We start from the raw sequence: 23695 nt of genomic DNA, 5'->3' as shown, positions 1-23695 counted from the left end.
GATTCAAATGAGTGAAGGATACGGCACAGGGCTCGCGCTCATCGTTGTACTTTTCATCCTACTCATCGTCGTAGGAGCATCGCAATTTGGAGGATACGGTGGCTACGGTTACTAAGTCTAATGAAGAATGATTGAATCTCTTGAGATCATAAAGGAGGAAGATGTTATGTACGGTTATGGTGGATACGGTTGTTGTTACGGTGGCGGCGGTTACGGCTACGGAGGAACATTCACACTGATCGTTGTATTGTTCATCCTACTAATTATCGTAGGCGCAACAGCATTTAGATTTTAAGAAATGAAAAGCGCAGGCGGGGTGGTCAGGGCCGTACGGATAAGCAAGCTACTGTAAGTCTGCGTAGCAGACTGGAGGTAGATTGCTTATCTCGCTAGGCCCTCCCCGCCGGAGCTGGATCTCATGAAAAGCGCAAACGACTACAAAAAAGAGGTCATCCTAAAAAGGATGGCCTCTTTTAACGTAAGCATCTATTTGTCCTAATATTCAACTTTCCCCAGCAAATACGCCACTAACAAACCGCCAATAAACGTAATCAGGCAAAGAATGAGATCATCCGGCATCCCCGGAAATACTACAAAAATCGAACCAATTACTAGACCAATTACGGTAGCATAGGTATGAGATGGGAATCGTTTAAACAAATAACGAATCGCCTTACTACTGATTAAAAGCCCGACAGCTACGCCAGCTCCGATAAGGGCGATGCGCCCAATTTGAAATTGGGAAACAGCATCGGTTGCAACTTTATAAACTCCAACTAAAAGTAATAAGAAGGATCCACTTATTCCCGGTAAAATCATAGCCATACTCGCCATCCAGCCTGAAAAGAATAGACCAATCATTTGAGCGGTGGACAAACTTCCCTCCCAGGATTGAGGTTCACCCGTTTCAAAGAATGCCATAGATGCAACGAGTGCTGCAGAAACAAGCAGAAAAATCATATGACTACCTTTAAAGTTTTCTTTGTAATCAGCTTGGTGTAGTAAAAACGGGATGACCCCAATTATTAAACCAAGGAAGAAATACAACGTAGGTTGTTCATGATGCTCAAACAAATAGCTAATCAATTTACTCAGTGAAACAATCGAGATTCCGATCCCAATACCTAAAGGAATGAGAAAACTTATATACTTCCTCCACTCCCTACTAAACACACCCGAAATCGCTTCAATTAAGCGGTCATAAATCCCTAATAGTACGGCGATGGTTCCTCCACTAACGCCGGGTACGACGTCACTTGCCCCCATCAGCATTCCTCTGTATATGTTTCTCCACTCCATAACTTTCTATCTCCTTTAAATCACAGGTTCTTTTTGACAAAGCTCGGCCAATTCTGAAGCGATGTCCCTTATTACGTTAAGGTCTATTTCATGATACCCTTCATCTTTGATTCCATCAATTATATAAACAGAAAATTTCCAAATATCCTCTCTGATCTCCCCATCGTTTACAAGTGCTGTTTTATAAAGCGCTTCTAAAACCCCGTTCATCACGGAGACATCATGCTTTCCGTACAAACGTATTTGATAAAAGCTCTTATAAAGATATTCACGATAAGGCTTTGGCATGAGAATAATCCGTAACTTTTCATCCTCATCTGTATAATATTTAAACGGTTTATACTTGTGGCCTAACTCAGACAGTAAGGATCCAATCCGGTTGATACAATTAATCGCTGTATGTGGATCATTGATCCCTGGTGAGATCGCCCGGAGTGCAATCTCGACTAACTTCTGTATGGAAAATTCTATGTCCTGAAGGCTCGTTCGTTCTTTTCCCACAATCATATTATTCAAACCAGCCGTCTCATTTATGTCCGCTTCCTCTTGCTCTGCCGTATAAGAAAATATCGGTGTTCCTTTCTCCACATAATCTCCTACTTGTGCATGCATCCAGACGGTGGCCTTATGCTGCTTTGCCCACTGGATGAACGCTTTAAATTCGATATGTTGAAGGTAACCCGAGCGCTGTACGTGTACAACATGATCCAAACCAGATTGAACCTGGTCGAGCTCTTGTTGGTCCCAGTCCTGAAAGACATCATACTGTTTCTCTGAGAACGTCTTACCAATTACATCGTACGTTTCATGCTGAATTTTACCGATTAAATTATTGACCTGAACCCAGCGGGTGGAGTGATGAATAAACACCACAAAGAATCCAAGTGTCGTAATCGCCACTACAACCGTAAGGAAGGGGCTGGCCAGGAGACGTTCCTTATCTTTTGTGAGGAGAAGTAAATTGCAGAGTGTGTAAATAAAACCAAATACATACACTCCCAATACGTGCTGAGTCGTCCGATCACTCATGAAATCTTGGAGAGTCCTTGGAGAGAACTGCTGCGAGTACGTCGTTAATACCACCATAATGGATGAGAAACTAATCGTCGTCATCGTTAAGATCGATGTGATAAGAGCTGTATATAAAGACATTGCTACGCTTCGATTGGTCAAGAATATAGAAGGAATAACCTTTGCAAAATCCTCTATGAAAAACAAGTCAGCTACTGTTGTTATTCCCACTGCTAAAATGGATAAAATGCTGTATACAGTCGGAAGGAACCAATAGCTATTTCGTATACGTAACCACCATGCTGTCTTTCTCATATGTAACTTCCTTTCTCTTAGCAGATTGTACAGTGCATGAATCTAAAAAAGTCCCCCTGTACTTTCATTCGAACAGGGGGACATGAATTTATCCTAACGCAACGTCTAACGTCATCATAACAGCAAAGCCGATCAATAAACTAATGGATGCGAGTTCTGTGTTCCCTTTTTCCTGGGAAGCTGGAATGATCTCTTTGGCTACCACAAAGATCATAGCACCAGCTGCAAAACTCAACGCATAAGGAAGCAATGGTTCGATATAGATCACCGCTGTTGCCCCGATTACAGCCGCAATGGGTTCAACCATACCGGAAAACTGACCATAGAAGAAGCTCTTCTTCCGAGACATGCCTTCACGTCTCAGTGGCATTGAAACAGCAAGTCCTTCCGGGAAGTTCTGGATCCCGATACCAATCCCAAGAGCCATGGCTCCAGCCAAAGCAGACTCTGTGAAAGATGAAGCAAGTGCACCAAAGGCTACACCCACAGCTAACCCTTCGGGGATATTGTGAAGCGTAATAGAAAAAACTAATAAGGTCGTTCGGCGTTTAGAATCATTTGTTCCTATATCGTGCAAGTATTGGTTATTGTTAAGCATTGGCAACAATTTATCCACTAAAAGCAAAAAGAATCCACCTAATAAAAAGCCCACAACTGCTGGTACCCATTGCGGGACAGCTTGCTCAGATGCCATCTCAATGGCTGGAGCAAGTAACGACCAGTAACTGGCCGCAATCATCACACCTCCGGCGAATGCCAGCATGCTATCCATGAATTTCTGATTCGTACCCTTTGAGAAGAAGACAAGAGACGCGCCAGCTGCTGTCATCCCCCACGTAAATAAAGTTGCGATCAAAGCTTGCATTACAGGTGTCATCGATTGAAATCCCTCATATATTGCTTCGAATGATGTCATCATGTGTCTGTTTCACCTCTTTTTATTACTATTTCCCGTCGATTTTTGCGCATACGCAAATTTTATTGTCGAATTCATTTTATATGGTTACAAGAAAGATCGTCAATGTTAAAGGGTTACGCCTTACAAATTAAAAAAGCAGCCCCTGGTGGGCTGCTTTTAGTTCTTAGGAATGAGTTCTTTCCCGTTATAAGAATAACGAACCTTTTGACCATCTTCTGCTTCAGCATGAATGATCTCTTCCCCATTTACTTCCTGGATCGTGATGGACGAGGTGCCGATAGCTCTATTTAGCGAGACATATGAAGTAATTGAATCGCTAAATTGATACAGGAGTCGATCGTCTTCTGAGAAACCAAGAATTTCTCGAGTCCCATCCCCATCTAAATCCATCCTAGTAAAGTTCGGAATACGTGCTTCAAATGACAATGAACGATCGTTAGGATGGTACTGAAGAACAGCGGTGCTAGACTCTTGCCCTCCACCTTCATAGTCGTAACCATGAATAGCAATCCCTTCGTATGAACCATCCAGAACGACCCGTTCCGCTTTAAATTCGTCTTGTATCCTTGCTATTTTTCCGATTCGATACCAGTAACCTTCTCGCTTCACATAGGCCATGACTGGAGAATTTGGATCATCCTTTAGTTGTTCATAAAAATGAACCGTAGCACTGATCTCCCCTCCGATGTCATCTCTTCTGACTTCCTCCCACATGGAATAAGGCTCTTCATTCGGAAGCGACTGGTTAATGGAAATCTCTCTGAAGGCACGTATTGGGATCTCCTCCTGAACGAGCTTTCGCTTCCACGAGTTCTCTTCGTTTACTAAAAGGATTGGCGCTTCTGACTCGCCTTGTGTTCGAAGTACGTTCATTTGGTCTGGAGACGGCCAAGAATCAACCTTCAATTCTGATAGGCCTCCTCCATTTTGCGGAATGCTATAGATACGTTCCGGTTCTTTCGATCCATCTAGTGTATAAATCATAATGCTGTTTTCATAAGGCCCTTTAACACCTTCTGATACAGCTACTCTATCCCCGTCCGGTCCCCATACAGGCATAGAAACGGATTGCCTTGCTTTTGAAGTCTTTTGATTTCCAAGATCTACACTTAGCCAGGTGAACGGGAGGCGTGAATTTAATTGCTCTCCTCTTTTTAGAACCACAAGCGCTTTTTGATCAGCCATCCATCGTATCTCTGCGACCTGATCAGCCAACAGATCCGCTCCATCATGGAGAATAACAGGGCTTTCCTCTCCCACGTTCCATTGTTTTAGAGCAAGACGATTTTCAAGCACTTCCATAATCAAAACCTTTTCCCCATTCGGCGACCATTCGTAATCTTTTATATCCCCCTGGTTCTGCTTTAAGGTTTCTTCAATGTAAGCTTTTGAATAAGGTTCATGATTTTCTTCTTCAACAGATTTTTCCCATGTGCCATCTATTCGGTTAAACACCACTTGAGACTGATGACCATTTTGAGTGTTGATCTCGAGCAGTTTTAATTCTTCCTCCTTATACGCTGTTACATGGTACGAAACGTCTTTTGATTGAAGCATCCGCTTCGTTTCTCCTTCTTTGAAATGATGGATCATCACAGCGTTCTCACTCATTTGCTTCTCATTCTGGATAATATGAGCAGTGGCAATACTGGCCCCATTTTCTTTCCAAACGGGTATTTGCGTTGCTTGCGGGATGAAGAACGGTGATTGCTCTTTCGTCTCTTTGTTATAGTAACGGACTGCATAAGATTCTTGATTGTCATAGACCACTTGGACATACTGGCTATCCGGGGACCACTCAAATGACTGCATGCCTGCAGCGGAGGTTAAGGCTGTTGTAGTGGAAGGACGTTCTACAGTACGCATGGATAAGACAGGCTCTTCCAGGTTGTTTCGAAATACAACCGTATGACCGTCAGGCGACCACGCATACCCTTCTACACGTGAGCTTTCTAGTTCTTTCTGAATGTCTTCCTTCGCCTTTTCTTCCTCCGGAGTTAAGTCTGTGCCTTGTTGGCTAGAAAAGTCCCCAAGTGAGAGAACCGTAATGAGAAATAAGGCAAGAGCGGCAATGCCCGCGATCCCAACTGTCCACTTTTTCCTTCTTGGTTCTTTGTCAGGTTCTTTTTCATTCCCTAATTCATTTCGGATAGCTTGCTTCATCTGTTCCTTTTTTTGATTTGAAAGAGTTTGATTGTGAGGAAATTCGCTCATTTGTTTGTGTAGGTCTTCGTCACGCATGGTTCCTCAACTCCTTTTTCAAAGCTTTCATGGCGCGGTGATAGGTGACTCTCACCTTGTTTGGACTCCATTCTAAGACAGAGGCCGTTTCCTGAACGGTAAAGTCTTTTACGCATCGAAGGAGCAGTAAATCGCGATAACTGCGCTTCAACGTTCTAATAGCACGATAAATTTCTTGTTTTGTTTCTTCGAGCTGATAGACCTCTTCTGGCGTCTTACTTGATGATAGCTGGTCCTCCTGAAGGGGCATGTGGTTCTTCCCATTCATTCGTTTGTTCTTCCGTGCCCAATCAATCGCTACACGGCGGGCGATTTGATACAACCATGTCTTCGGTTTCGCTTCGCCTTTGTAGCTGTTATATCCTCGAATCGCTTTAATGAACGTCTCCTGAATCAGGTCTTCTACGTCAGAAGAGCCTGTATAATAAATAAGAAAATTATAGAGATCATCACTGTAGGCATCGAACCATTCTTCAATGACAACACGCTCTTCCATTCTTTACATCCCCCCACTTCCTTTGTATCGCTTTACTCTTTAGACGTATAGATTTGGATTGCATTACACTTTTATGGAAATTTATTGAGGATTTATGTATGGACATAAAAAATTCATACCCCCTCTTTGAAGGGAGTATGAATGTTATCTTATTTACAGCGCCTTACGATGGTTGCTTCTTTATCAGGTTCAATTCCGACACGCATATCCGTATCCTCTTTTGATTCAAACCATTTTCTTGTGTCTTCAATCGTGTTTTCTAGCGCACGGAAGGTAAGACCTTTTTCTCTCGCTTTCTTATTAGAGGCAAGGATAAAACCGTGCGGGTGATCTTCTGAGACTGGAATCCAAAGAGGTAGATCTGAAGATGGCTTAGCATCATTATCTAACAAGCACTGATCACTAATCCAACGATCTTCTGCATTCGGATTTTGTTTAATAAGGGCATCCACAAATTTCTTCATGGTTAGCTCTTCGTCATATCCAACAGCATTGTAGGTCCCTGTCTCTTCTTGTTCTGCCATTTGGATGATCCACTTTGATAGGTCTCTCGCATCAATCCACTGAATGGGACGGTCTTGTTTACCCGGCACAAGCACTTCGCCGCCACGTCCGAAACGCATAACCCAATACGTAAATCGATCTGTAGGATCATGAGGACCTACAATAATACCTGGTCTGATATTCAGAACTCTTCCTGGCATCACCTCTTCAAGTTGTTTCTCAGCCAATGCTTTCAAAGGACCATACGTATTGGCGTTTACTTCTTCTGTTGTCTCGTCTTCAAGTTGTCCAACAGGATAGCTCTCATCCACATATTTCTCGTGGAAATCACGATAAGCTGATATAGAAGAAATGAAGATATAGCGTTTTACAGAATCCTTTAACAGGTCCGCTGCTGCTGTTGCCTGACTCGGTGTATAACCAGAAGCATCAATGACAACATCCCATTCTCTTCCCTTTAACGCCTCTAAGTCACTAGAACGGTCTCCCTTTAACTTCTCAACGTTTGGGAATAAATCCTGGTTCGTACGGCCTCGATTAAAGAGGGTAACCTCATGGCCTTTCTCTAATGCTGCTTCTGTTAAATGACGACCCACAAACACCGTGCCGCCTAAGATTAAAATGCGCATACAAGCGCCTCCTTTAGATCATTTCAGAATATGTAAAAGGTTTTCCTTTTCCTTATACATTCGAAACGCAAGGGGAGAATTCCTCTTTGCTTGAATGTGCTCCGTTGATTTCATAGAAAAAAGACCTCTGGAGATCATGATGCTCCGAAAGGTCTTTATGTCTTCGCCTTGCCATCCAAGTCATATTTATCTTGTAAAGAAGGAGGAGCCATTTTCACAATCTGTTGTAACACAAATGTGAAGATCGTGACATCGTCCAGAATACCAAAAAAGGCAAGGAAATCCGGAATAATGTCAAAAGGAATCACGATGTATAAGAGTAAAAAACCTACAGAAAGAACTTTCTTCTGACTCGCAACTTCTTTCGTTGTAAAGAACTCCCATAGGAAAGGAACGGACTTACGTATATTAAGAAGAAAACGTATCCTTCTCCAAAGCTTTCGCACGTCATCACCTTCATTTCATGTAAATAGTTGCTCCATTACTCCATTACCCGTTATAGGAGCCATTGTATCTACATTTCAAAGGAAAATGCATGCTAATGGGTTTAGCATGCATTCATAAGAAAATGATTCACATATAACGTTGCGCCTGAAAGAAAACGATAACTCGTTTCTTCATCATTGAAATTTGCATAAGCTATGAAGATAAAAATGGCTGTCAAAATAATCAAAGCCATTATGAGAAAGATAACTTTCCAAAGCAAATTAATACTCTTCTCGTTACTCTTTTTCACTGCCATATTCATCGCCCCTTCCACCCCTTAGAATGCACCGAAACGATAAAAATACTCATCCATCAACACCCCTTCACCGCGTTATTGCATTACAAGAGCGATGGGTGTCTGACACGCTTTATTACGGTGGCGCATTACAAGAACAGTGGGTGTCTGGCACGCTTTAGTTCTGTGCAGTGGTTAAGAGCATGTCTACGTGGGGGATGCCGTCTTCTAGGTAGACATCGCTTATGTTGGAGAATCCTAATGATGTATAGAAGGTGTTGAGATAGTGTTGAGCTTGGATTTTAATGGCTTTCTCCCCCCATAGTTGAAGGATCGTATGTAAGGCTTTTTCTAATAAGACCTTAGCATGCCCTTCTCCTCTGCGTTCTTCTTTCACAAATATTCGACCGATTGATGCTTCCTCATATTTCACCCCTGATGGGAAAAGGCGACAATAGGCGACGATCTCTCCCTGGTCTTCAAGCCACAAGTGTTCGGCCTGATCATCATCGCCATCTACTTCCGGGTAAGGACAGTTCTGCTCCACCACAAACACTTGAACCCGTTCTTTAAAAATAATGTGCAATTCCCTTTTGCTTAACTCTTCATAAGATTTTAATATCCACTCCATACGAAGACTCCCCTTTTTATTTATTACACTAATTATAAGGAATCATGAGGATTGAAAAAAGTAGTATTGAAATAGTTTTACAGAAGCATCGCTTGGGGAAAGAAGGTAGTTAGAAGGAGGATCGATCGACTCATGAAAATCATCCCACCAGGAATACGAAAATATTTAGAAATGTCAGAGAGACTACGAAAACACGAACTAAAACTAACGCTATGGTTCACACCAGCTATCTACATTTTTGGTTCATTCTTATTTGCAGCCATCGTCTTATTAGTCGATTTAAACGTACAATTAGGAGATTGGGTGCCGAAATTCCTACAATCAAAAGCATCTGTCTCGAGGATGCTGATTACAACCTTAATTGGAGGAATTCTAACGCTAAGTGCCTACACTTTAAACTCCCTCCTCGTCGTGCTCACAACGTTTAGTGGGCAGTTTTCCCCCAGGATGTTGTTGAACTTCGTCTCTGATAAACGAACCCAACATGTTTTGGGGATTTTTAACGGTGCATTTGTGTATGTACTAACCCTATTTATTTTTATTACCAATTACGAAGATCAGACATTTGTGGCCATTCCACTTATCACGACGCTTGTCGCATTATTTGCAGCTGTTACTTTTATTTATTTTATCAACCACTCAACAACTTGGATGCAGGTGCATAACATTTCTTACAACATGCAATCCATCAGTAAACAAATCTTAGATCAATCGATCAACAAAGAAATGTCCCCTTATCGCAGCACGGACACTCTTTTTCACGAACAAGAAGCCAAGAAGAAGCCTGAGCAACCTGAGAAGATCTATACAAAGCAATCTGGCTATATTCAGCTCATTAATTTTGACCAAATTATTGATCAGGCTCAAAAGGATCATGTGGTTGTGCAATTAGAAGCAAGCGTAGGGACCTTCCTGTTAGAAGGAAATCCTATTCTGTCCTATTGGAGCACGGATGATCGTGTCCCCGACATCGACCACAATACATACTTAGGCATGTTGGAGGTCGGACAGAAGCAAACAGAAATTCAAGATGTGGAGCATGGCCTTAATAAACTCTCAGAAATTGCCATAAAAGCTCTTGGCAACAATGATCCAAAGACCGTGAGCAATATCATTCATCAGCTAGGGGAATTACTCCTTAAGATCTCCAGAATGATGAATATTCCCCCTTACCTCGTGGACAATGAAAAACAATTGCGTTTAATCATACCTGGTGAGAGCTTCGAATTCTATTTATATAAAGGGTATGGATATATCCGTCACTATGCTGAGGGGAACATTCAAATTATCACAGAGATTCTACGCGTAATGAATCTGTTAGCGAAGTCGGTGGATACGAGCCACCACCAGACCTTATGGGAATTTGGATGCAATACCGTCTACGGGTTTCAATCCTTGCACATCTATGAACTAGATCAGCACTACTTACTAGAAGCCTTAAAGGAACTAAGTGAGACCACAGGCCACAAAGAAGAGTACGAAGACATCCGAGAACAAATCATTGAATCCGAACACCCAACAGCCGATCCATATAAATCCCAACAAAACGCTGCCCAAAATTCATAAAGGGCAGCATTTTTTACCCCAGCACTTTAGTGCACTACTACAAAGAAGCGTGCCAGACACCCTTCTTCGCTCTAAAGCAGTGCAGGGTGTCTGGCACGCGTTTTCTCTTTAAAGTGGTGAAGTTTTATTCTTCTTCTGGATGAGACCAGGAGCTGTTTCGTTCGTTTTTCTTTGGGTCCCAGTCTTCTTCTTCGTTGGTTTCGATAATGCCTAATGACACATCTGAGATATCATCACTCTTTAACAAGCGATCCCATACCTTGAATTTAATATCATCCGCTTCGGCTAAGGATAGTCCTTTTTCTAATTCGAGCATGGCTTCAACATGATACGTGCGACCTTCCTTTACAATACGCATTCTTCTGATATCAACGACTTGTGGATGTTCCAATATGGACTTTGCCACGTCTCGCTCAACATCACGGGGAGCTGCTACTCCAATCAGACCTATCATGTTCTCATAGCCTACACGAAACGCTACGGCAAACATCAATAACCCGATAAGAAGGGTGACAATTCCATCTAAGATTGCAAAGTTTGTAAACGTGGTGATCGTCACGGCGATTAGAGCTAGCACGGCTCCTGTTACTGCTACAACGTCTTCAAAAAACACCAGGCGAGTAGGCGGAGAAGCTTGAGGGAGGTTTTGAATGGCTTGTGCCGGGATCTTTAAACCCGTTGCCTCTTCCTTCGCTTCTTTATTAATTTCCTTCATCGCTTTAACTAAAATTCCCCCGTCGATTGCAATATTCAATAGAAGAATGCCCACATTAAGCCAAAATCCTCCTGATTCTTTAGGATGTTGAATCAAATGCCAGCCTTCCTTAACGGACTCATAGCCCAAAATCGTAACGATAATAACAGCAATCATGACAAATATATTAATGACCCTTCCAAAACCTGTCGGGAAACGGGACGTTGGCTCTTTTTCTGCAAGGACGCTTCCTGCAAATACAAATCCCTGGTTCACCGAATCCGCAAAGGAATGAAGCGTTGACGCAAGCATTGCCCCGCTTCCACTAAAGACTGCCCCTACTGCTTTAGCAATGGCGATAATTAAGTTACCAACTGCAGCGTATGCCGAGGATTTGTTTCCTTTTTTTATTAATTCAATCCACGATTGGGATGCCATACCTTATACCTCCTGCCTTCCAAATGCTTTTGCTATTGTTAGTATCCCGAAATCTGTACATTTCATGAATGGAACAAACAATAGCCAAACCATAGACCCGGAGGATATAGAAAAGCCAGTCTCCTTCTTGAGAGACTAGCTTAACAGTGAGCGTTACTTTTGAACTTTAGAAACAGCAAGTACCCACCAGATTAACAGCGGCTGGAACAACAGACGAACCCATAAAAGGGTAGTATTAGCTTCTTCAGAGCCTGGTGCGGGTATCCCTGCAATAGCGGCATAAATGTTTGCCGGGAAAATAAGAACAAGATATACAGCAGTCCAAATCCCAGCTTGTCGCCTTGTGGAAGGGATCAACAACAAAATGGCAAGGATCCACTCAATAACCCCTGTCACATAGACAATCAGGTTTCGAAACGGAATGACATCCGGGATCATAGCGGCAAACCCTTCAACTTGTGTGAAGTGAATGACACCTGCCACGATGAAAAATAAACTAAATAAAACGAGTCCAATTCCTTTTACGATTGATTTCACAACGAGAAACTCCTTTCCTCCCCTACTATGTTACTTGATTGATCTCCCTGTCTTCAAAACCTAACACTTCATTTATTTTGTAAAGTACACTTGACTAAGGTTCTAATGTAAAGTAAACTTTACTTAATAATTAGAAAATACTGGAGGTTATGTGGAATGGAAATAGGTGCACTCATTTGGATGTATATTGGTGTCTTAGGAGGATTATCTGGATGGTATTTCGGACGGAAGAAAGCCCGAAAGAACCGGGGGCTTGATGAAATGTATGAGCAAATATGGCAAACTGCCCGCTCGTTTTCCTGGTACGCCACTCTATTCGCCATCTATATTGTGTTAACCCTTTCCATGATGGGGATGGAATTATCGGTAGCACCTGTCGTTTCTATTCTTTTAGCCACTCACCTTGGTAGTTGGGGGATTGTCGGAGCAATCCAATCCATTCGGATGTCTTCTGAAGAAGAGCCAGATCATCTACTGAAGTTTGTCGGGGGCCTTGCATTAGGAGTTGGCAGTACCATTCTATTTGTTACACTCACCATTGCAACAGGCGATTACCGCTACCTCGTCATTATGCCCCTCCCCCTCCTGATTGGAATCATCATCTCCATCCAAGCCAAAAAAAGTGCCAGACCCCTTTAGTACAATAAAGGGTGTCTGGCACCGTTTAGCTCTGTGAAGCAATAAAGGTTTTGAATTTTGTTAAGAGCGTCTCTGAATCCTCTTCGATGATGACCATATCACGGTTCTCTTTTCTTAAGAATTTCTCATTAACCATGTGGTCGAACAAAGAAATTAATGGGGTGTAATACTGATTTGTATTTAAAATACCAAAAGGCTTCTGATGAATGCCGATCTGGGCCCATGTGTACACCTCAAAAAACTCTTCGAGTGTTCCTGCTCCACCTGGCAATGTAATAAACGCATCAGATAACTCCGCCATTTTGGCCTTCCGCTCATGCATGGATTCCACCACATGTAATTCCGTAAGACTGGCGTGAGCAATTTCCCGCTCCACGAGTTTCCGAGGGATGACCCCGATCGCTTCTCCCCCTTCAGAAAGAACTGTATCTGCCACAGCTCCCATAAGCCCTACGCTTGAACCTCCGTAAACGAGGGTAATACCTTCTTTGGCAAGGATTTTCCCTAACCTAACTGCATCTTCTTTATATGTCTCAGACGCACCAACACTAGATCCACAAAACACAGCAATCCTTTTCATCCAATCACCTCAATTGTTTCTAAGTATGAAATTACTAAAAGTATAGAGGATTTTTCAAATGAATAAAAGCAGGGAAATGTAAAGATTAAAGATACGATATGATTTTACGGGAGGCGATCAAGATGTTTCCAGACCATTTGAAAAAACTAGGGGAAAAGAGAATTCAACCTTACCAAACAGAGGGATTTGTGCCCGGTAAAGGACCTAAGCATGCTGAGATTATGGTGATTGGAGAAGCCCCAGGAAGAAATGAAGTAGAACAAGGGGTTCCCTTTATCGGACAAGCGGGCGAGAAGCTAACTGAATTCTTTGAATCGATTGGCGTAGATCGCGAAGAGCTTTATATAACAAGTGTTGTCCGTAGTCGCCCTTATAAAGTGGTTGAAACAACAGACCGAAAAGGTAACCCTACTACCAAAACACCGAATCGAACGCCAAATCAAAAAGAAATACTTGCCCATGCCCCGCTCCTTGATTATCAGATTGATGAAATGAACCCCAAGATCTTAATTACACTTGGGAACATTGCATTAAGGCGCTTAATCGGAAAAGATTATAAGATTTCTGACGTTCATGGCACTGTCTTAAACCAACCTATTTACAAATGGACCGGAGAAGAAAACGAGTCTTATGAGCTCACAGAAGAATCCTATACGATCTTCCCGATGTACCACCCAGCAGCGGTCCTCTACAACGGCTCCTTGAGAGACACCATCTATCAAGACTTCGAAAACCTCAAACAATGGCTAAACCGCTAATTCCCTTTAACGGAGTGAAGGGTGTCTGACACCCTTCACTCCGTTAAAGCAAAACGTTAAATGGAAAAAAGAGTTGACTTTAGCACTTTTAAGCGTTTAAGATATAAAGCAGATCATCATATAGTTGGACGACACTCCGAATGGATCTATTCGTCCTTGCTAGCATAGAAGCTGGCATATTTTTATAACCTTATACTTTAACACTTAAAAGCGTTCAAGCGTTTAAGTGTTGATATTTGAAAAGGAGCATGGGCAGGAATATCTCTTTCCAGACCACTCATATTCCAGACAACCTCCCCCACTCTAACACTGCAAAAGATCACAGCGTGCCAGACACCAAGTACCACTGCACAGCGGGAAAGTGATAAAGGGTGTCTGACACCCTTTATTACGGTGATTAAGTGAAGATTTGAGGGGCATGGCGGGTTGTGGGTTGGACGATGGGGAGTGTAGGGGCTACAATAGGTGTAAGGAGGAGAGGAAGATGAAAAGATTCGGTGTTTTACTCGCTTACTTAGCCGTAATCGCAAGTGGAATCATGTGGGCTTTGCTTATCGTGAATCCGTCTCATCGCAATAAGCGGCTTCGTTCCGCACCTCGCACTGTTCAAGCCCCTACGATCCAGAAAAAGCCAAGCCACAGAGAATCAGATGAGACCGAGTTAGTTGAGTTTGCAGAGGCAGAAGAGTTTAAAAGTTCAGAAGAGAAAGACGAGTTTAAGAGTCTAGCAGAGACAGTTGAGTCAGGAAAGGCAGAACTTAAAGAGAGTGAGCTATTCACAGAGACGAGAGAACGCATTAGAGAAGAGCTGAGATCTGAAGTTGAGACGAGCGAGATTGATCGCTCCCTTAACCCGCAACCCATAAAAGGTAATCAAAATGCTAAAGGAGAAAAAATCTATCATATGCCTGGCGGTCAATATTATAACCGTGTAAAGGCTATTGAAATGTTTAACACCCCTTCAGAAGCAGAAGCAGCAGGATACCGAAAATCACGACGTTAAAGGTTTGCTAACCATAGGTAGCAAACCTTTTTCTTTTGGCTGAACAATACTGCCATTATTCTACAAAAAATCCCCTTCCCATAGTCCCATCTCCCCTAGGTCAAAATGGTTATTTTTACAAAAGTTAGAATATTCTAATTTATTTTCTTTTCTCTTTCGTGTACGATTCAAGTAATCACATTGAGGAGGGATTACCATGGAGAACATGTATCTGATTCCTTACAAAACAGAAGATGTATTTGAGAGCACATCAATGATCCCAGAAGGTGTGCGCATGATAGAAGCACCCGCTATATGGGAACAAACCTCAAAAGGAAAAGGCAGCGTTGTAGCCGTTATTGATACGGGATGCCAGCTAGACCATCCTAACCTAAAAGGCCAAATCATCGACGGACGTAACTTTACGACAGATTACGATAGTGACGAGACCAATTACGCTGACAACAACGGTCACGGTACGCATGTCGCAGGGACAATCGCTGCATCTGAAACAACAAAAGGCGTCGTAGGTGTTGCTCCAGCAAGCCAGCTGCTTGTTCTTAAAGTATTAACAGGCGATGGCCGTGGCAACTATGATTGGATCATTGACGCTATAAACTATGCACGAGAATGGGAAGGTCCAGATGGTGAGAAAGTGCGAGTGATGTCCATGTCTCTAGGCGGCCCTAAAGATGTTCCAGAACTTCACGAGGCGATCAAATCAGCTGTCGATTCCGGAATATCCGTCGTTTGTGCCGCCGGAAACGAAGGGGACGGACGTGAGAACACCAATGAATATGCCTATCCTGGCGCCTACAACGAAGTGATTCAAGTCGGGGCTGCTGACTTTAATCGAAACATCGCTGACTTCACGAATACCAATGATGAGATTGACCTTGTAGCACCAGGTGTCAATATTCTCTCTACCTACACAGATGGAAGGTACGCAAGGCTATCAGGTACTTCTATGGCCACTCCACACGTATCTGGTGCATTGGCATTACTCATTCACCTCGCTGAAAAGCAATTAAATAGAAAACTCTCAGAAGCAGAGGTTTATGCCCAACTGATTAAACGTACGGCTCCAATAGGAAGTACCCAGCAAGGGCAAGGAAATGGCTTCCTCACTCTAGGTTTAGTTCATAAACTCGAGAGTCTTCTCAATCTCTACACCATTGACTGGAATGATTTAGTCAAGCGAAACACAGAAAAAGTAGAAGTATAAAAAGACTTGTCTCCTCCAATGGAGACAAGTCTTTCTCTTACATTTGTTCGGTCATTTGAGTTAAACGATCGGCTGAGGAGGCTACAGTTGCAGACGCTTCATCCATCTCTTTAATATTCTCAAGTAATTGTCTAATCTCTTGATCAATCCGCTCATTTTGCTGAACTGTCTCTCGCATATCCGTTAAAATCGTACCAAACGAGTCCGTTGTCTCCTTCATGCTGTCCTTCCCTAGTTCTACAAACGAACGTATATTATCAATCGATTCTGTTACGTGGGCACTCTGCTGATTCACATCCTTAATCAAATCAGCAACCGTCGACGTAGAGTCTTTCGTCTGTTCAGAAAGTTTTCGAATCTCTTCAGCTACCACCGCAAACCCTTTTCCATACTCCCCTGCACGTGCAGATTCAATAGAAGCATTTAAAGCAAGCAGATTCGTTTGCTCAGCGATCCCACTCACAATATCAATCACTTCCGTAATGCGTTTCGAAACATCCCTTAACCCTTGTGCATTCTTTGTGATTCTTTCCATGCCTTGTTCCATGTTTTCCATATTCTCATTTTGATACTCCACTTGCCTTTTTCCGGTTTCTGAGGCGTGTTCAGATTTCTTAGCTAATTCAATACCCTGGTTCGCCATTTCTTTCACATTATAAGATTGAGATGTAAGCTCGGTGATCGAGGAACTAGTTTCCTGAGAAGTACCGGCTAACTCATGGGCTACATCACGAACTTTGCGGTGCAGTTCTTCCGCCTGCTCTTGTTGTTCATGACGAAGCCTTTTATGTTCCTGTTCGTAAGCCTCAATGACGAGCTGTTGTTCGAAGTTCAGCATCTTTGTCAGTGATTGAATCGATTCGCAGAAATGGTCAGGATCTTTCACCTCAGTTTTCAGGATATCAAACGAAGAATTTAACAGGCTTTGAAACGCCCCTACATACCACTTCGTTTCCAACCCTACACGCACGTGAGCAAACGCAATGCGATACCGCTTCTCGAGGAAATTCTTATCTACTTGGCCATTAAACAGCTCTTCTATATGCTGTTTCAACGTCGATTTCAAACGTTCAAGCGTACTATGATGATCAATAATTTCTAATAAATTCGGTTGCTTGGTAATATTGGCATAAAACTCTTCTGTAATTTCATCAATATGATTACAAACGATCGGCTCTAGCCATCTCATCACTTGTAGATCTCTCTCATTTAGTCCGATCACATCAAGCTGTCTTCTGATCTCCTCAGGAACTTCAAGACAAACATCAAATCCTTCTACGTTCATCTCTTCATGTTGGCGCTTCTCTCTTTTGGTCAATAAACTAAGTAGTGGCATTAAAATTGTTCTCCCCCTGCGTAACGTAAAAGCTACTTTTTATATACATGTCTACCTTATATTTCGTCAGTTCCTTGGAGATTGTTAAGGGGAAACCTTCCGAAAGAAAGGTTCCATTCTTTCACTTTTAAATTTTAATATTAAAAAAGCCAGATACTCTATTCTCTGGCCTGAGGGGAAATCCAATTTGTTTCATAATGTTCTAAATCACCATTCCAATGAGCTGGAGCTGACTGATTACAAATGACAGCAAAAACGTCTTCAAGGTTCGCCATTTTCGCATAAGTTCGTTGACCTATCTTAGAGTGATCAGCCAAAATAAACGTTTCATCCGCATGCTCGATAAGTTTTCTCGTAAACATAGCCTTATTCGGATCATAGCTTGTTATCCCATAGCGTATATCAACACCGTCGGTCGCAATAAACGCCTTGTCTACATAGAAATCATCCATGATCTTCTCCGCAATTGGGCCAGATACACGTAAATGATCTGCATCTACTTCTCCGCCTATGAAGATCACTCTTGCATCGATGAGTTGCTTCTTCTTATAATCAATAAGCATATTTAAAGCAGGTACCGAACTTGTCATAATGGTGAGATTGTTCTTGTGCGTAAGGAAAGGAATTAATTGAAGCGGCGTACTCCCTTCATCAATTACAATCACATCATGATCCTGAACTTGCTCTGCTGCAAGTCTACCAATCAGCTGTTTCTCTGATGTTCGAATTGAAGTTCGCTCATAGTGCGGGAGTTCAGTTTCTAACTGCACACGAATCGCTCCCCCGTACACTTTCTTCAGTTTATGTTCATTCTCAAGGTCATCCAGGTGCCGTCGAATCGTTTCCGTTGAGACATCTAGCATCTCGGCTAATTCATTCACACGCACTTTTCCTTTATCATTTAACAACTGAACAATCTTTCTCTTTCTCTCTTCTGCTACCAATGACACTTTCAGTTCCTCCTCTAAACGTTCTACTTTCTCTATTGTAACGCTTCAATCCAACTTAAACATATTATGACCTGAAACAATTTCTTCGTGAACTCTTAACTCTCTAAAAATTCTCTTAGGTGAAAAGGCTTCTTTTTAACCTATTGGCTCTAGCCAATACATACTCTTTTCAATCGCTTCTAAAAGGCGCTCAATATCTTCTTCGTTGATGGCTCCAATATTGCCAATCCGGAACGTTGACTGATTTGTAACTTTACCAGGGTAGATCACAAATCCTTGTTCTTTTAATTTCATATAAAAATCTTGGAAACGAAACGAATCATGGACCGGCTCAAGGAATGATGTAATGATCGGTGATTGATTGACATCCGGTAGCAAGGTCTCAAATCCTAACGTCCTCATGCCCCTTACAAGTCTTCTTTGATTGGTGCGATAGCGCTCACCCCTCGCTGTTATCCCACCTTCTTCCTTCAGTTCCTCAAGGGCTTGCTTGAAGGCATGGACCGTATGTGTTGGAGATGTAAAACGCCACTTTCCCTGTTCATCCTCCATTGTGACCCACTGATCATATAGATCGAGCGACAAGGATCGGGCCTGATTCGCACATTTATTAAGCTCATATCGAGCAGCAATAATAAACCCAAAACCCGGGACACCTTGTATGCATTTATTCGCACTGCTGATTAAGAAATCAATCCCTATGTTCTTCATTGAAATCTCTATCCCGCCAAAGCTGCTCATCGCATCCACGATATAAATCTTGTTATACTGCTTTACAAGTCTCCCGATTGCTTCGATTGGATTGACCATCCCTGTTGTCGTTTCACAATGCACGACCGCTACATGTGTAATGCTCTGATCTTCTCTCAGCTCACGTTCAATCCCTACTAAATCCGGAGCACTAGATTCCTCTCCACACACGACTGTAACCGGTATATTAAGACGCTCAGCAATCGTTGCTATCCGGTTTCCATATGCACCATTGGCAATAACGAGCAGTTTTCCTTCTGACGGAATAGCAGTGCCAAGCACAGATTCCACACTAAATGTCCCGCTTCCTTGCATTAACACAGTCGTATAGTCCTCTGACGATACCCTTCCAATTGTTAATAAATCAGAACGAATGGATTGCACAAGGGATTTATACTCATCATCCCATGTACACCAATCTCTTAACATTGCCTCTCTTACACCTGAAGAAGTAGATAGAGGGCCTGGAGTTAATAAGAGGTAAGGATTTTGATCGTTATAAAAATTCATCGTTTACGTCTCCTTTCAATTCTCACTTTCCATCAGAGCCTGTTCCAAGATAGTAAGCGCTTCTGTGAGCTGTTCTTCCGTAATGGTTAACGGTGGACAAAGTTGAAGCACATTTCCCTTAGATACTTTAAAACTTAGTCCGTTCTGTAAACACGTGTGCATGATTTTGTCCGCTTCTTCTCTCGCTTTTTCTTTTGTATTACGGTCCTTCACAAGTTCAATACCAAACAAGAGTCCGATGCCTCGCACATCCCCAATAATAGGATAAGATTCCTTCATGGTTTCGAGTCTAGCTCTGAGCGTACCTTCCAACTGTCTCGATCGCTCCAGTAGCCCTTCCTCTTCAATCACTTCGATTGTGGTTAGCGCGGCTACTGCGCCTACAGGAGACTTCTCATGCGTGTAATGCCCAAGTGAAGTTTCTTCCACTTGATCGAGCGCTTGATCAGCTAGAAGAGCGGCCATAGGGAAAGCACCCCCTCCAAGTCCTTTACCAAGCACAACCATATCTGGCTCTATATCATAGTGCTCAAAAGCAAACATCTCTCCTGTTCTCCCTAAACCAATAGCTGTTTCATCAAAAATTAATTTTATATTGTGCTCTGTACAAATCCCCCTGAGCTTTTTCATAAATGCTTTTGAAGGCATTTGCACATCCGTATTCCGGATTGGTTCCATTACAAAAGCTCCAATTTCTCCGTCTTGCTTTACAATATACTCAATGTAGTTCGCTAATTGTCGATCATCAAGGCTCGCCCCCTCCCATAATGGTCTGTATGTTTGAATTGGGGGAACATGAATAGCTCCAGGAAGGAGTGGACCTATTTGGCGACGAAAGTGAGCCTCACCTCCAACAGACAACGCGTCCATAGAGGCACCGTGAAAAGACTCCCACATCGAGATTGTTTTATATTTACCTGTCGTGAATCTAGCTAGCTTTAACGCCATACCAATTGCAGACGTCGCCCCTGGGGCAAATAAACATTTTGATAAAGAACCAGGTGCCAATTCAGCTAACTTCTTACCCAACTGTATAGCAGGTTTATTTGTATAGCGTCTTGTGGAGAAACTTAACGTGTCGAGTTGTTCTTTCATCGCTTCAATTACTCGCGGATGGCCGAATCCTACTTGATGAACAGCGTTCCCATGAAAATCGTATACAACTTTTCCATCAATCATGGTTAAGAAAGGACCTTTCGCCTCTTCTACGACGTCAAGGCAAGGGGTAGACAGGGATTGGTGGAAAAAAGTCTCTTGATCGTCGATCAACCATTCTTTAGTCTCACGGCTTTGGTTTTCAAAATGGTTTCTTCGTAATGGAGAGTGATTGCTATCCCCCTCCCCATACAAATAAGACTTATACATGAGCTACTTCAGACTCTTGTGCTTGGTTTATTTCATCGATCAAACCAGGCAATTCACTCATATCCTCAATGACGTAATGCGCACCTGCTTCGGTTAAAACGCGCTTGGCCTTTTCTATTCGGGCATTCAGCTCTGTGTTTTCCATGGCATCAACCTGGTCTTTCGTTAACCCGAGTGTACTGCTCCCTTTTACAACTCCTACAGTCAACATACCTGCATTCAATCCTTCTGCCATATCACTTGTGGTGTCGCCAACTTTCATCATTTGTTGCATAGGATAGACACCAAGATTCATCGCATTTGCATAACACATCCACGGCAAAGGTCTGCCTGAGGAAACTTCTGTTGAAGCTACAATCGAATCAGGGGCATAGCCTTTCTTCTTTGCTTCTCGCGCTACGACTTCGACCATCTCTTTTGTATAGCCAGTAGTCGAACCGATTTTTATTCCTTTATTTCGAATATCTTCTACGGCCTCCAACACGTGAGGGATAGGTTCAGCATAGTTTTCTAAAACGCGAAACATCATTGGCTCAAAGTCTTCATATAATGCCCTAACGTCCACTTCTGAAGGCTCTTCACCGTGTAGCCCTTCCCACTCCTTTGTTACCCGGTCCATCTGACAGATCGCTCGTATATGGTCAATCTTCAATAACCCCATGGGCTCCCTTGCCTCTTCTAAAGTGATGTGAACCCCGCGCTTTCGAAATACTTCAATAAAGACATTTACAGGAGCAAAACACCCATAATCTACTGTTGTACCAGCCCAGTCAAAAATGACTCCTTTAATTCGGTTATTCATAGTAACCATCCTTTCATCGTTTCCACGCATGTGTTTTTTTAAAGAGAAACCGAGATGCAACTTCATATAGTGTGCGGACGAGTATATTTGTAACAATAATTAAGAGCGCCATCGCAGCAGCAGGAGCAATATCTCCTGCATCATCCATATTCACCATCGCTATAGACGCGAGTTTCCACTCCGGTGAATAAAGAAATACAACAGCCGATATAGTTGTCATTGAATTTACAAACAGATACATCGCCATTTCTAGAATAGCTGGTAAAGAAAGGGGCATCGTCACCCTTACGAATGTTTTATAAAAAGGAACATCCATGGCTTCTGAAACAGATTCATACGCCTTGTCTTGCTGCTTCAAAGAAGTGGTAGCCGTTAGGAATGAAACGGAATAGAAGTGTACAAGATTCGCCAACACTAATATAAACACAGACCCATAGAGCCAATTGAATGGATTCATAAATTCGATCGTCGTAAACGGAACCTGAAACATTTGCTGATTAAAGAAGAAGATAAATGCAAGTCCGATGACAAGCCCAGGAAGAGCGATCGGTAAAATAGAAAGAAAGTAAGAAATCTTCCTAATAACTTTCATATACCGGGATTTCTCTACCAGATAAGCACCCAGGAAAATGAGGAAAGTTCCAATAACAGCTGTTAAGCCAGAGACTAGCAGACTATTCCAATAGGGTTTGAGTCCATCACCCGCTACATTCCCAAACCCAAAATGTCTGAAGGTAAGAGAGAAATCATATGGCCACACTTTAACAAACGCTGCTGCCACAATCGCTCCAAACAATAAAAGGAACATACCAGAAACGGTTGAACAGTAAAGTGTATATAAATGGTCTCGTCTTTTATTAGGCGGAGTCTTATACGGGACAGCTCTGGAGCTAACACCCGCTTCTTTCTTTCGTTGTATAATCTGATCCACCACAAAAGCTATGACAGCCGGAATCGTCAAAATGATTCCAACCGTTGCTCCCATGGAGAAGTTCTGTTGTCCGATCACCTGTTTATAAACATCTGTAGCTAGTACGTTGTATTGTCCTCCAACTACTTTCGGAGCTCCAAAATCTGTAAAGCTAAGGGTGAAACAAACGAATATCGCGCTCACCAAACCATATTTTATATTTGGTAGTGTGACCGTAAACACTTTCCTCAGTTTACTAGCTCCAAGAGTGTCAGCCGCTTCATATAAACGCTGGTCGGCAGTGGATAGAGCCACCTTTAGAATTAAAAAGGCTTGTGGAAACGTAAAGATCACTTCAGATAAAACAATTCCTTTCAGCCCATAGATATCAAAATCCCATTCTCCAATCCCGAACCAGTCCTCTAGCGTGCCGAAGAATCCTGTTGTAATTACACCATTGTTCCCAAACAAATAAATCAGGGAAATACCATACATCATTGTTGGAGCAAATAACGGGAGCAGTGCCATATAAGTAAAGAATGTCTTTCCTTTCATGCGGGTACGTTCAATAGCGTATGCGTATAAGAGAGCAGCACCCACTGAAATGACAGTTGTAATAACGGCTACTGTTACAGTATGATAGGCTGATTGAAACAGGCTCGGAGATGAGAAATAAGTAAAAAAGTTCTCAAAGCCTATATATTCACCGCCCCGATTCTGAAGAGCGCGCTCCATGAGCTCAATGACTGGCAACACCATGAAGGTGCATAGCCCTACCACCATGCATACAATTAGCAAGCGTTGCCATTGCCCCGATGCACTTGTCTGTTGAGGAACGGTTTCCCGGTATCCTAATATTGTTTTCAATGCTGTAATCATAGAGATTC

The 23695-nt window shown here is 42.5% G+C and carries 25 protein-coding genes; 7 read left to right on the top strand and 18 right to left on the bottom strand.

Going from position 1 to position 23695, the window contains the following annotated elements:
• Positions 1-7: 7 nt before the first annotated feature.
• Both LQ226_RS18850 and LQ226_RS18845 read left to right on the top strand, forming a co-directional pair.
• The gene (locus LQ226_RS18850; RefSeq protein WP_231419601.1) at positions 8-115 is read left to right on the top strand and encodes a YjcZ family sporulation protein; all 108 of its coding nucleotides are present in this window, start codon (positions 8-10) and stop codon (positions 113-115) included.
• 51 nt (positions 116-166) lie between these two features.
• The gene (locus LQ226_RS18845) at positions 167-295 is read left to right on the top strand and encodes a YjcZ family sporulation protein (RefSeq protein ID WP_231419600.1); all 129 of its coding nucleotides are present in this window, start codon (positions 167-169) and stop codon (positions 293-295) included.
• Between the two features lie 200 nt (positions 296-495).
• On the opposite strand, the gene LQ226_RS18840 is transcribed toward LQ226_RS18845, so the two are convergent.
• The 9 genes from LQ226_RS18840 to LQ226_RS18800 form a co-directional block, all read right to left on the bottom strand.
• The gene (locus tag LQ226_RS18840) at positions 496-1299 is read right to left on the bottom strand and encodes a DUF368 domain-containing protein (RefSeq protein WP_231419599.1); all 804 of its coding nucleotides are present in this window, start codon (positions 1297-1299) and stop codon (positions 496-498) included.
• Between the two features lie 15 nt (positions 1300-1314).
• The gene (locus tag LQ226_RS18835; RefSeq protein ID WP_231419598.1) at positions 1315-2625 is read right to left on the bottom strand and encodes a DUF2254 domain-containing protein; all 1311 of its coding nucleotides are present in this window, start codon (positions 2623-2625) and stop codon (positions 1315-1317) included.
• 88 nt (positions 2626-2713) lie between these two features.
• Positions 2714-3523: a ZIP family metal transporter gene (locus tag LQ226_RS18830; protein ID WP_370635537.1), complete on the bottom strand. Its 810-nt coding sequence runs from the start codon at positions 3521-3523 to the stop codon at positions 2714-2716.
• A 177-nt stretch (positions 3524-3700) separates the two neighbouring features.
• On the bottom strand, positions 3701-5785 hold the full coding sequence (locus LQ226_RS18825; RefSeq protein WP_231419596.1) for a TolB-like translocation protein: 2085 nt from the start codon (positions 5783-5785) through the stop codon (positions 3701-3703).
• A complete protein-coding gene (locus tag LQ226_RS18820) occupies positions 5778-6281 on the bottom strand; it encodes an RNA polymerase sigma factor (protein ID WP_231419595.1) in 504 nt (167 codons plus the stop codon). Before LQ226_RS18820 ends, LQ226_RS18825 begins: the two co-directional genes overlap by 8 nt.
• A 149-nt stretch (positions 6282-6430) precedes the next feature.
• On the bottom strand, positions 6431-7414 hold the full coding sequence (locus LQ226_RS18815) for an NAD-dependent epimerase/dehydratase family protein (RefSeq protein ID WP_231419594.1): 984 nt from the start codon (positions 7412-7414) through the stop codon (positions 6431-6433).
• A 155-nt stretch (positions 7415-7569) separates the two neighbouring features.
• On the bottom strand, positions 7570-7860 hold the full coding sequence (locus LQ226_RS18810) for a YkvA family protein (protein ID WP_231419593.1): 291 nt from the start codon (positions 7858-7860) through the stop codon (positions 7570-7572).
• A 101-nt stretch (positions 7861-7961) separates the two neighbouring features.
• On the bottom strand, positions 7962-8156 hold the full coding sequence (locus LQ226_RS18805; RefSeq protein ID WP_231419592.1) for a hypothetical protein: 195 nt from the start codon (positions 8154-8156) through the stop codon (positions 7962-7964).
• Between the two features lie 157 nt (positions 8157-8313).
• Positions 8314-8766 carry a GNAT family N-acetyltransferase gene (locus LQ226_RS18800; RefSeq protein WP_231419591.1) on the bottom strand — a complete coding sequence of 151 codons (453 nt, stop codon included), beginning with the start codon at positions 8764-8766 and terminating at the stop codon, positions 8314-8316.
• A 132-nt stretch (positions 8767-8898) separates the two neighbouring features.
• On the opposite strand from LQ226_RS18800, the gene LQ226_RS18795 reads away from it, so the two are divergent.
• The gene (locus tag LQ226_RS18795) at positions 8899-10332 is read left to right on the top strand and encodes a DUF2254 domain-containing protein (protein WP_231419590.1); all 1434 of its coding nucleotides are present in this window, start codon (positions 8899-8901) and stop codon (positions 10330-10332) included.
• A gap of 124 nt (positions 10333-10456) precedes the next feature.
• Here the strand turns inward: LQ226_RS18795 and LQ226_RS18790 are convergent, their stop codons facing one another.
• Positions 10457-11464: a cation diffusion facilitator family transporter gene (locus tag LQ226_RS18790; protein WP_231419589.1), complete on the bottom strand. Its 1008-nt coding sequence runs from the start codon at positions 11462-11464 to the stop codon at positions 10457-10459.
• A gap of 153 nt (positions 11465-11617) precedes the next feature.
• Positions 11618-12001, bottom strand: coding sequence for a DoxX family protein (locus LQ226_RS18785; protein WP_354665919.1), 384 nt, complete (start codon positions 11999-12001; stop codon positions 11618-11620).
• A gap of 156 nt (positions 12002-12157) precedes the next feature.
• On the opposite strand from LQ226_RS18785, the gene LQ226_RS18780 reads away from it, so the two are divergent.
• On the top strand, positions 12158-12640 hold the full coding sequence (locus LQ226_RS18780; RefSeq protein ID WP_231419588.1) for a hypothetical protein: 483 nt from the start codon (positions 12158-12160) through the stop codon (positions 12638-12640).
• 25 nt (positions 12641-12665) lie between these two features.
• Here LQ226_RS18780 and LQ226_RS18775 read toward each other — a convergent pair whose 3' ends face one another.
• Positions 12666-13220: an LOG family protein gene (locus LQ226_RS18775; protein WP_231419587.1), complete on the bottom strand. Its 555-nt coding sequence runs from the start codon at positions 13218-13220 to the stop codon at positions 12666-12668.
• Positions 13221-13342: 122 nt separating this feature from the next.
• Here LQ226_RS18775 and LQ226_RS18770 point away from each other — a divergent pair, with 122 nt between their 5' ends.
• The 3 genes from LQ226_RS18770 to LQ226_RS18760 all read left to right on the top strand — a co-directional run bounded on the left by LQ226_RS18770 (position 13343) and on the right by LQ226_RS18760 (position 16185).
• Positions 13343-13978 carry a uracil-DNA glycosylase gene (locus LQ226_RS18770; RefSeq protein ID WP_231419586.1) on the top strand — a complete coding sequence of 212 codons (636 nt, stop codon included), beginning with the start codon at positions 13343-13345 and terminating at the stop codon, positions 13976-13978.
• Between the two features lie 484 nt (positions 13979-14462).
• Positions 14463-14981: a sunset domain-containing protein gene (locus LQ226_RS18765; RefSeq protein WP_231419585.1), complete on the top strand. Its 519-nt coding sequence runs from the start codon at positions 14463-14465 to the stop codon at positions 14979-14981.
• Positions 14982-15177: 196 nt separating this feature from the next.
• Positions 15178-16185, top strand: a complete 1008-nt coding sequence (locus LQ226_RS18760; RefSeq protein ID WP_231419584.1) for a S8 family peptidase — start codon at positions 15178-15180, stop codon at positions 16183-16185.
• Between the two features lie 37 nt (positions 16186-16222).
• On the opposite strand, the gene LQ226_RS18755 is transcribed toward LQ226_RS18760, so the two are convergent.
• From LQ226_RS18755 to LQ226_RS18730, 6 genes are all read right to left on the bottom strand, one after another.
• Positions 16223-17521 (bottom strand): globin-coupled sensor protein, encoded by a 1299-nt coding sequence (locus LQ226_RS18755; RefSeq protein WP_231419583.1) that lies wholly within the window; start codon positions 17519-17521, stop codon positions 16223-16225.
• Positions 17522-17679: 158 nt separating this feature from the next.
• Positions 17680-18471 (bottom strand): DeoR/GlpR family DNA-binding transcription regulator, encoded by a 792-nt coding sequence (locus LQ226_RS18750; RefSeq protein WP_231419582.1) that lies wholly within the window; start codon positions 18469-18471, stop codon positions 17680-17682.
• 135 nt (positions 18472-18606) lie between these two features.
• Complete coding sequence (gene phnW / locus LQ226_RS18745; protein WP_231419581.1) at positions 18607-19731, bottom strand: 2-aminoethylphosphonate--pyruvate transaminase; 1125 nt, start codon at positions 19729-19731, stop codon at positions 18607-18609.
• 15 nt (positions 19732-19746) lie between these two features.
• The gene (gene pbfA, locus LQ226_RS18740; protein WP_231419580.1) at positions 19747-21096 is read right to left on the bottom strand and encodes a (R)-1-hydroxy-2-aminoethylphosphonate ammonia-lyase; all 1350 of its coding nucleotides are present in this window, start codon (positions 21094-21096) and stop codon (positions 19747-19749) included.
• Positions 21089-21898, bottom strand: a complete 810-nt coding sequence (gene phnX, locus LQ226_RS18735) for a phosphonoacetaldehyde hydrolase (RefSeq protein WP_231419579.1) — start codon at positions 21896-21898, stop codon at positions 21089-21091. Before phnX ends, pbfA begins: the two co-directional genes overlap by 8 nt.
• Positions 21899-21911: 13 nt before the next feature.
• Positions 21912-23687, bottom strand: coding sequence for a putative 2-aminoethylphosphonate ABC transporter permease subunit (locus LQ226_RS18730; protein WP_231419578.1), 1776 nt, complete (start codon positions 23685-23687; stop codon positions 21912-21914).
• Between the last annotated feature and the right edge of the window lie 8 nt (positions 23688-23695).

Source organism: Pontibacillus sp. HN14 (genome assembly GCF_021129245.1).
Classification (GTDB): domain Bacteria; phylum Bacillota; class Bacilli; order Bacillales; family BH030062; genus Pontibacillus.
Note: the sequence above shows the minus strand (reverse complement) of the source record. Positions and strands in the feature narration are given on the sequence as shown.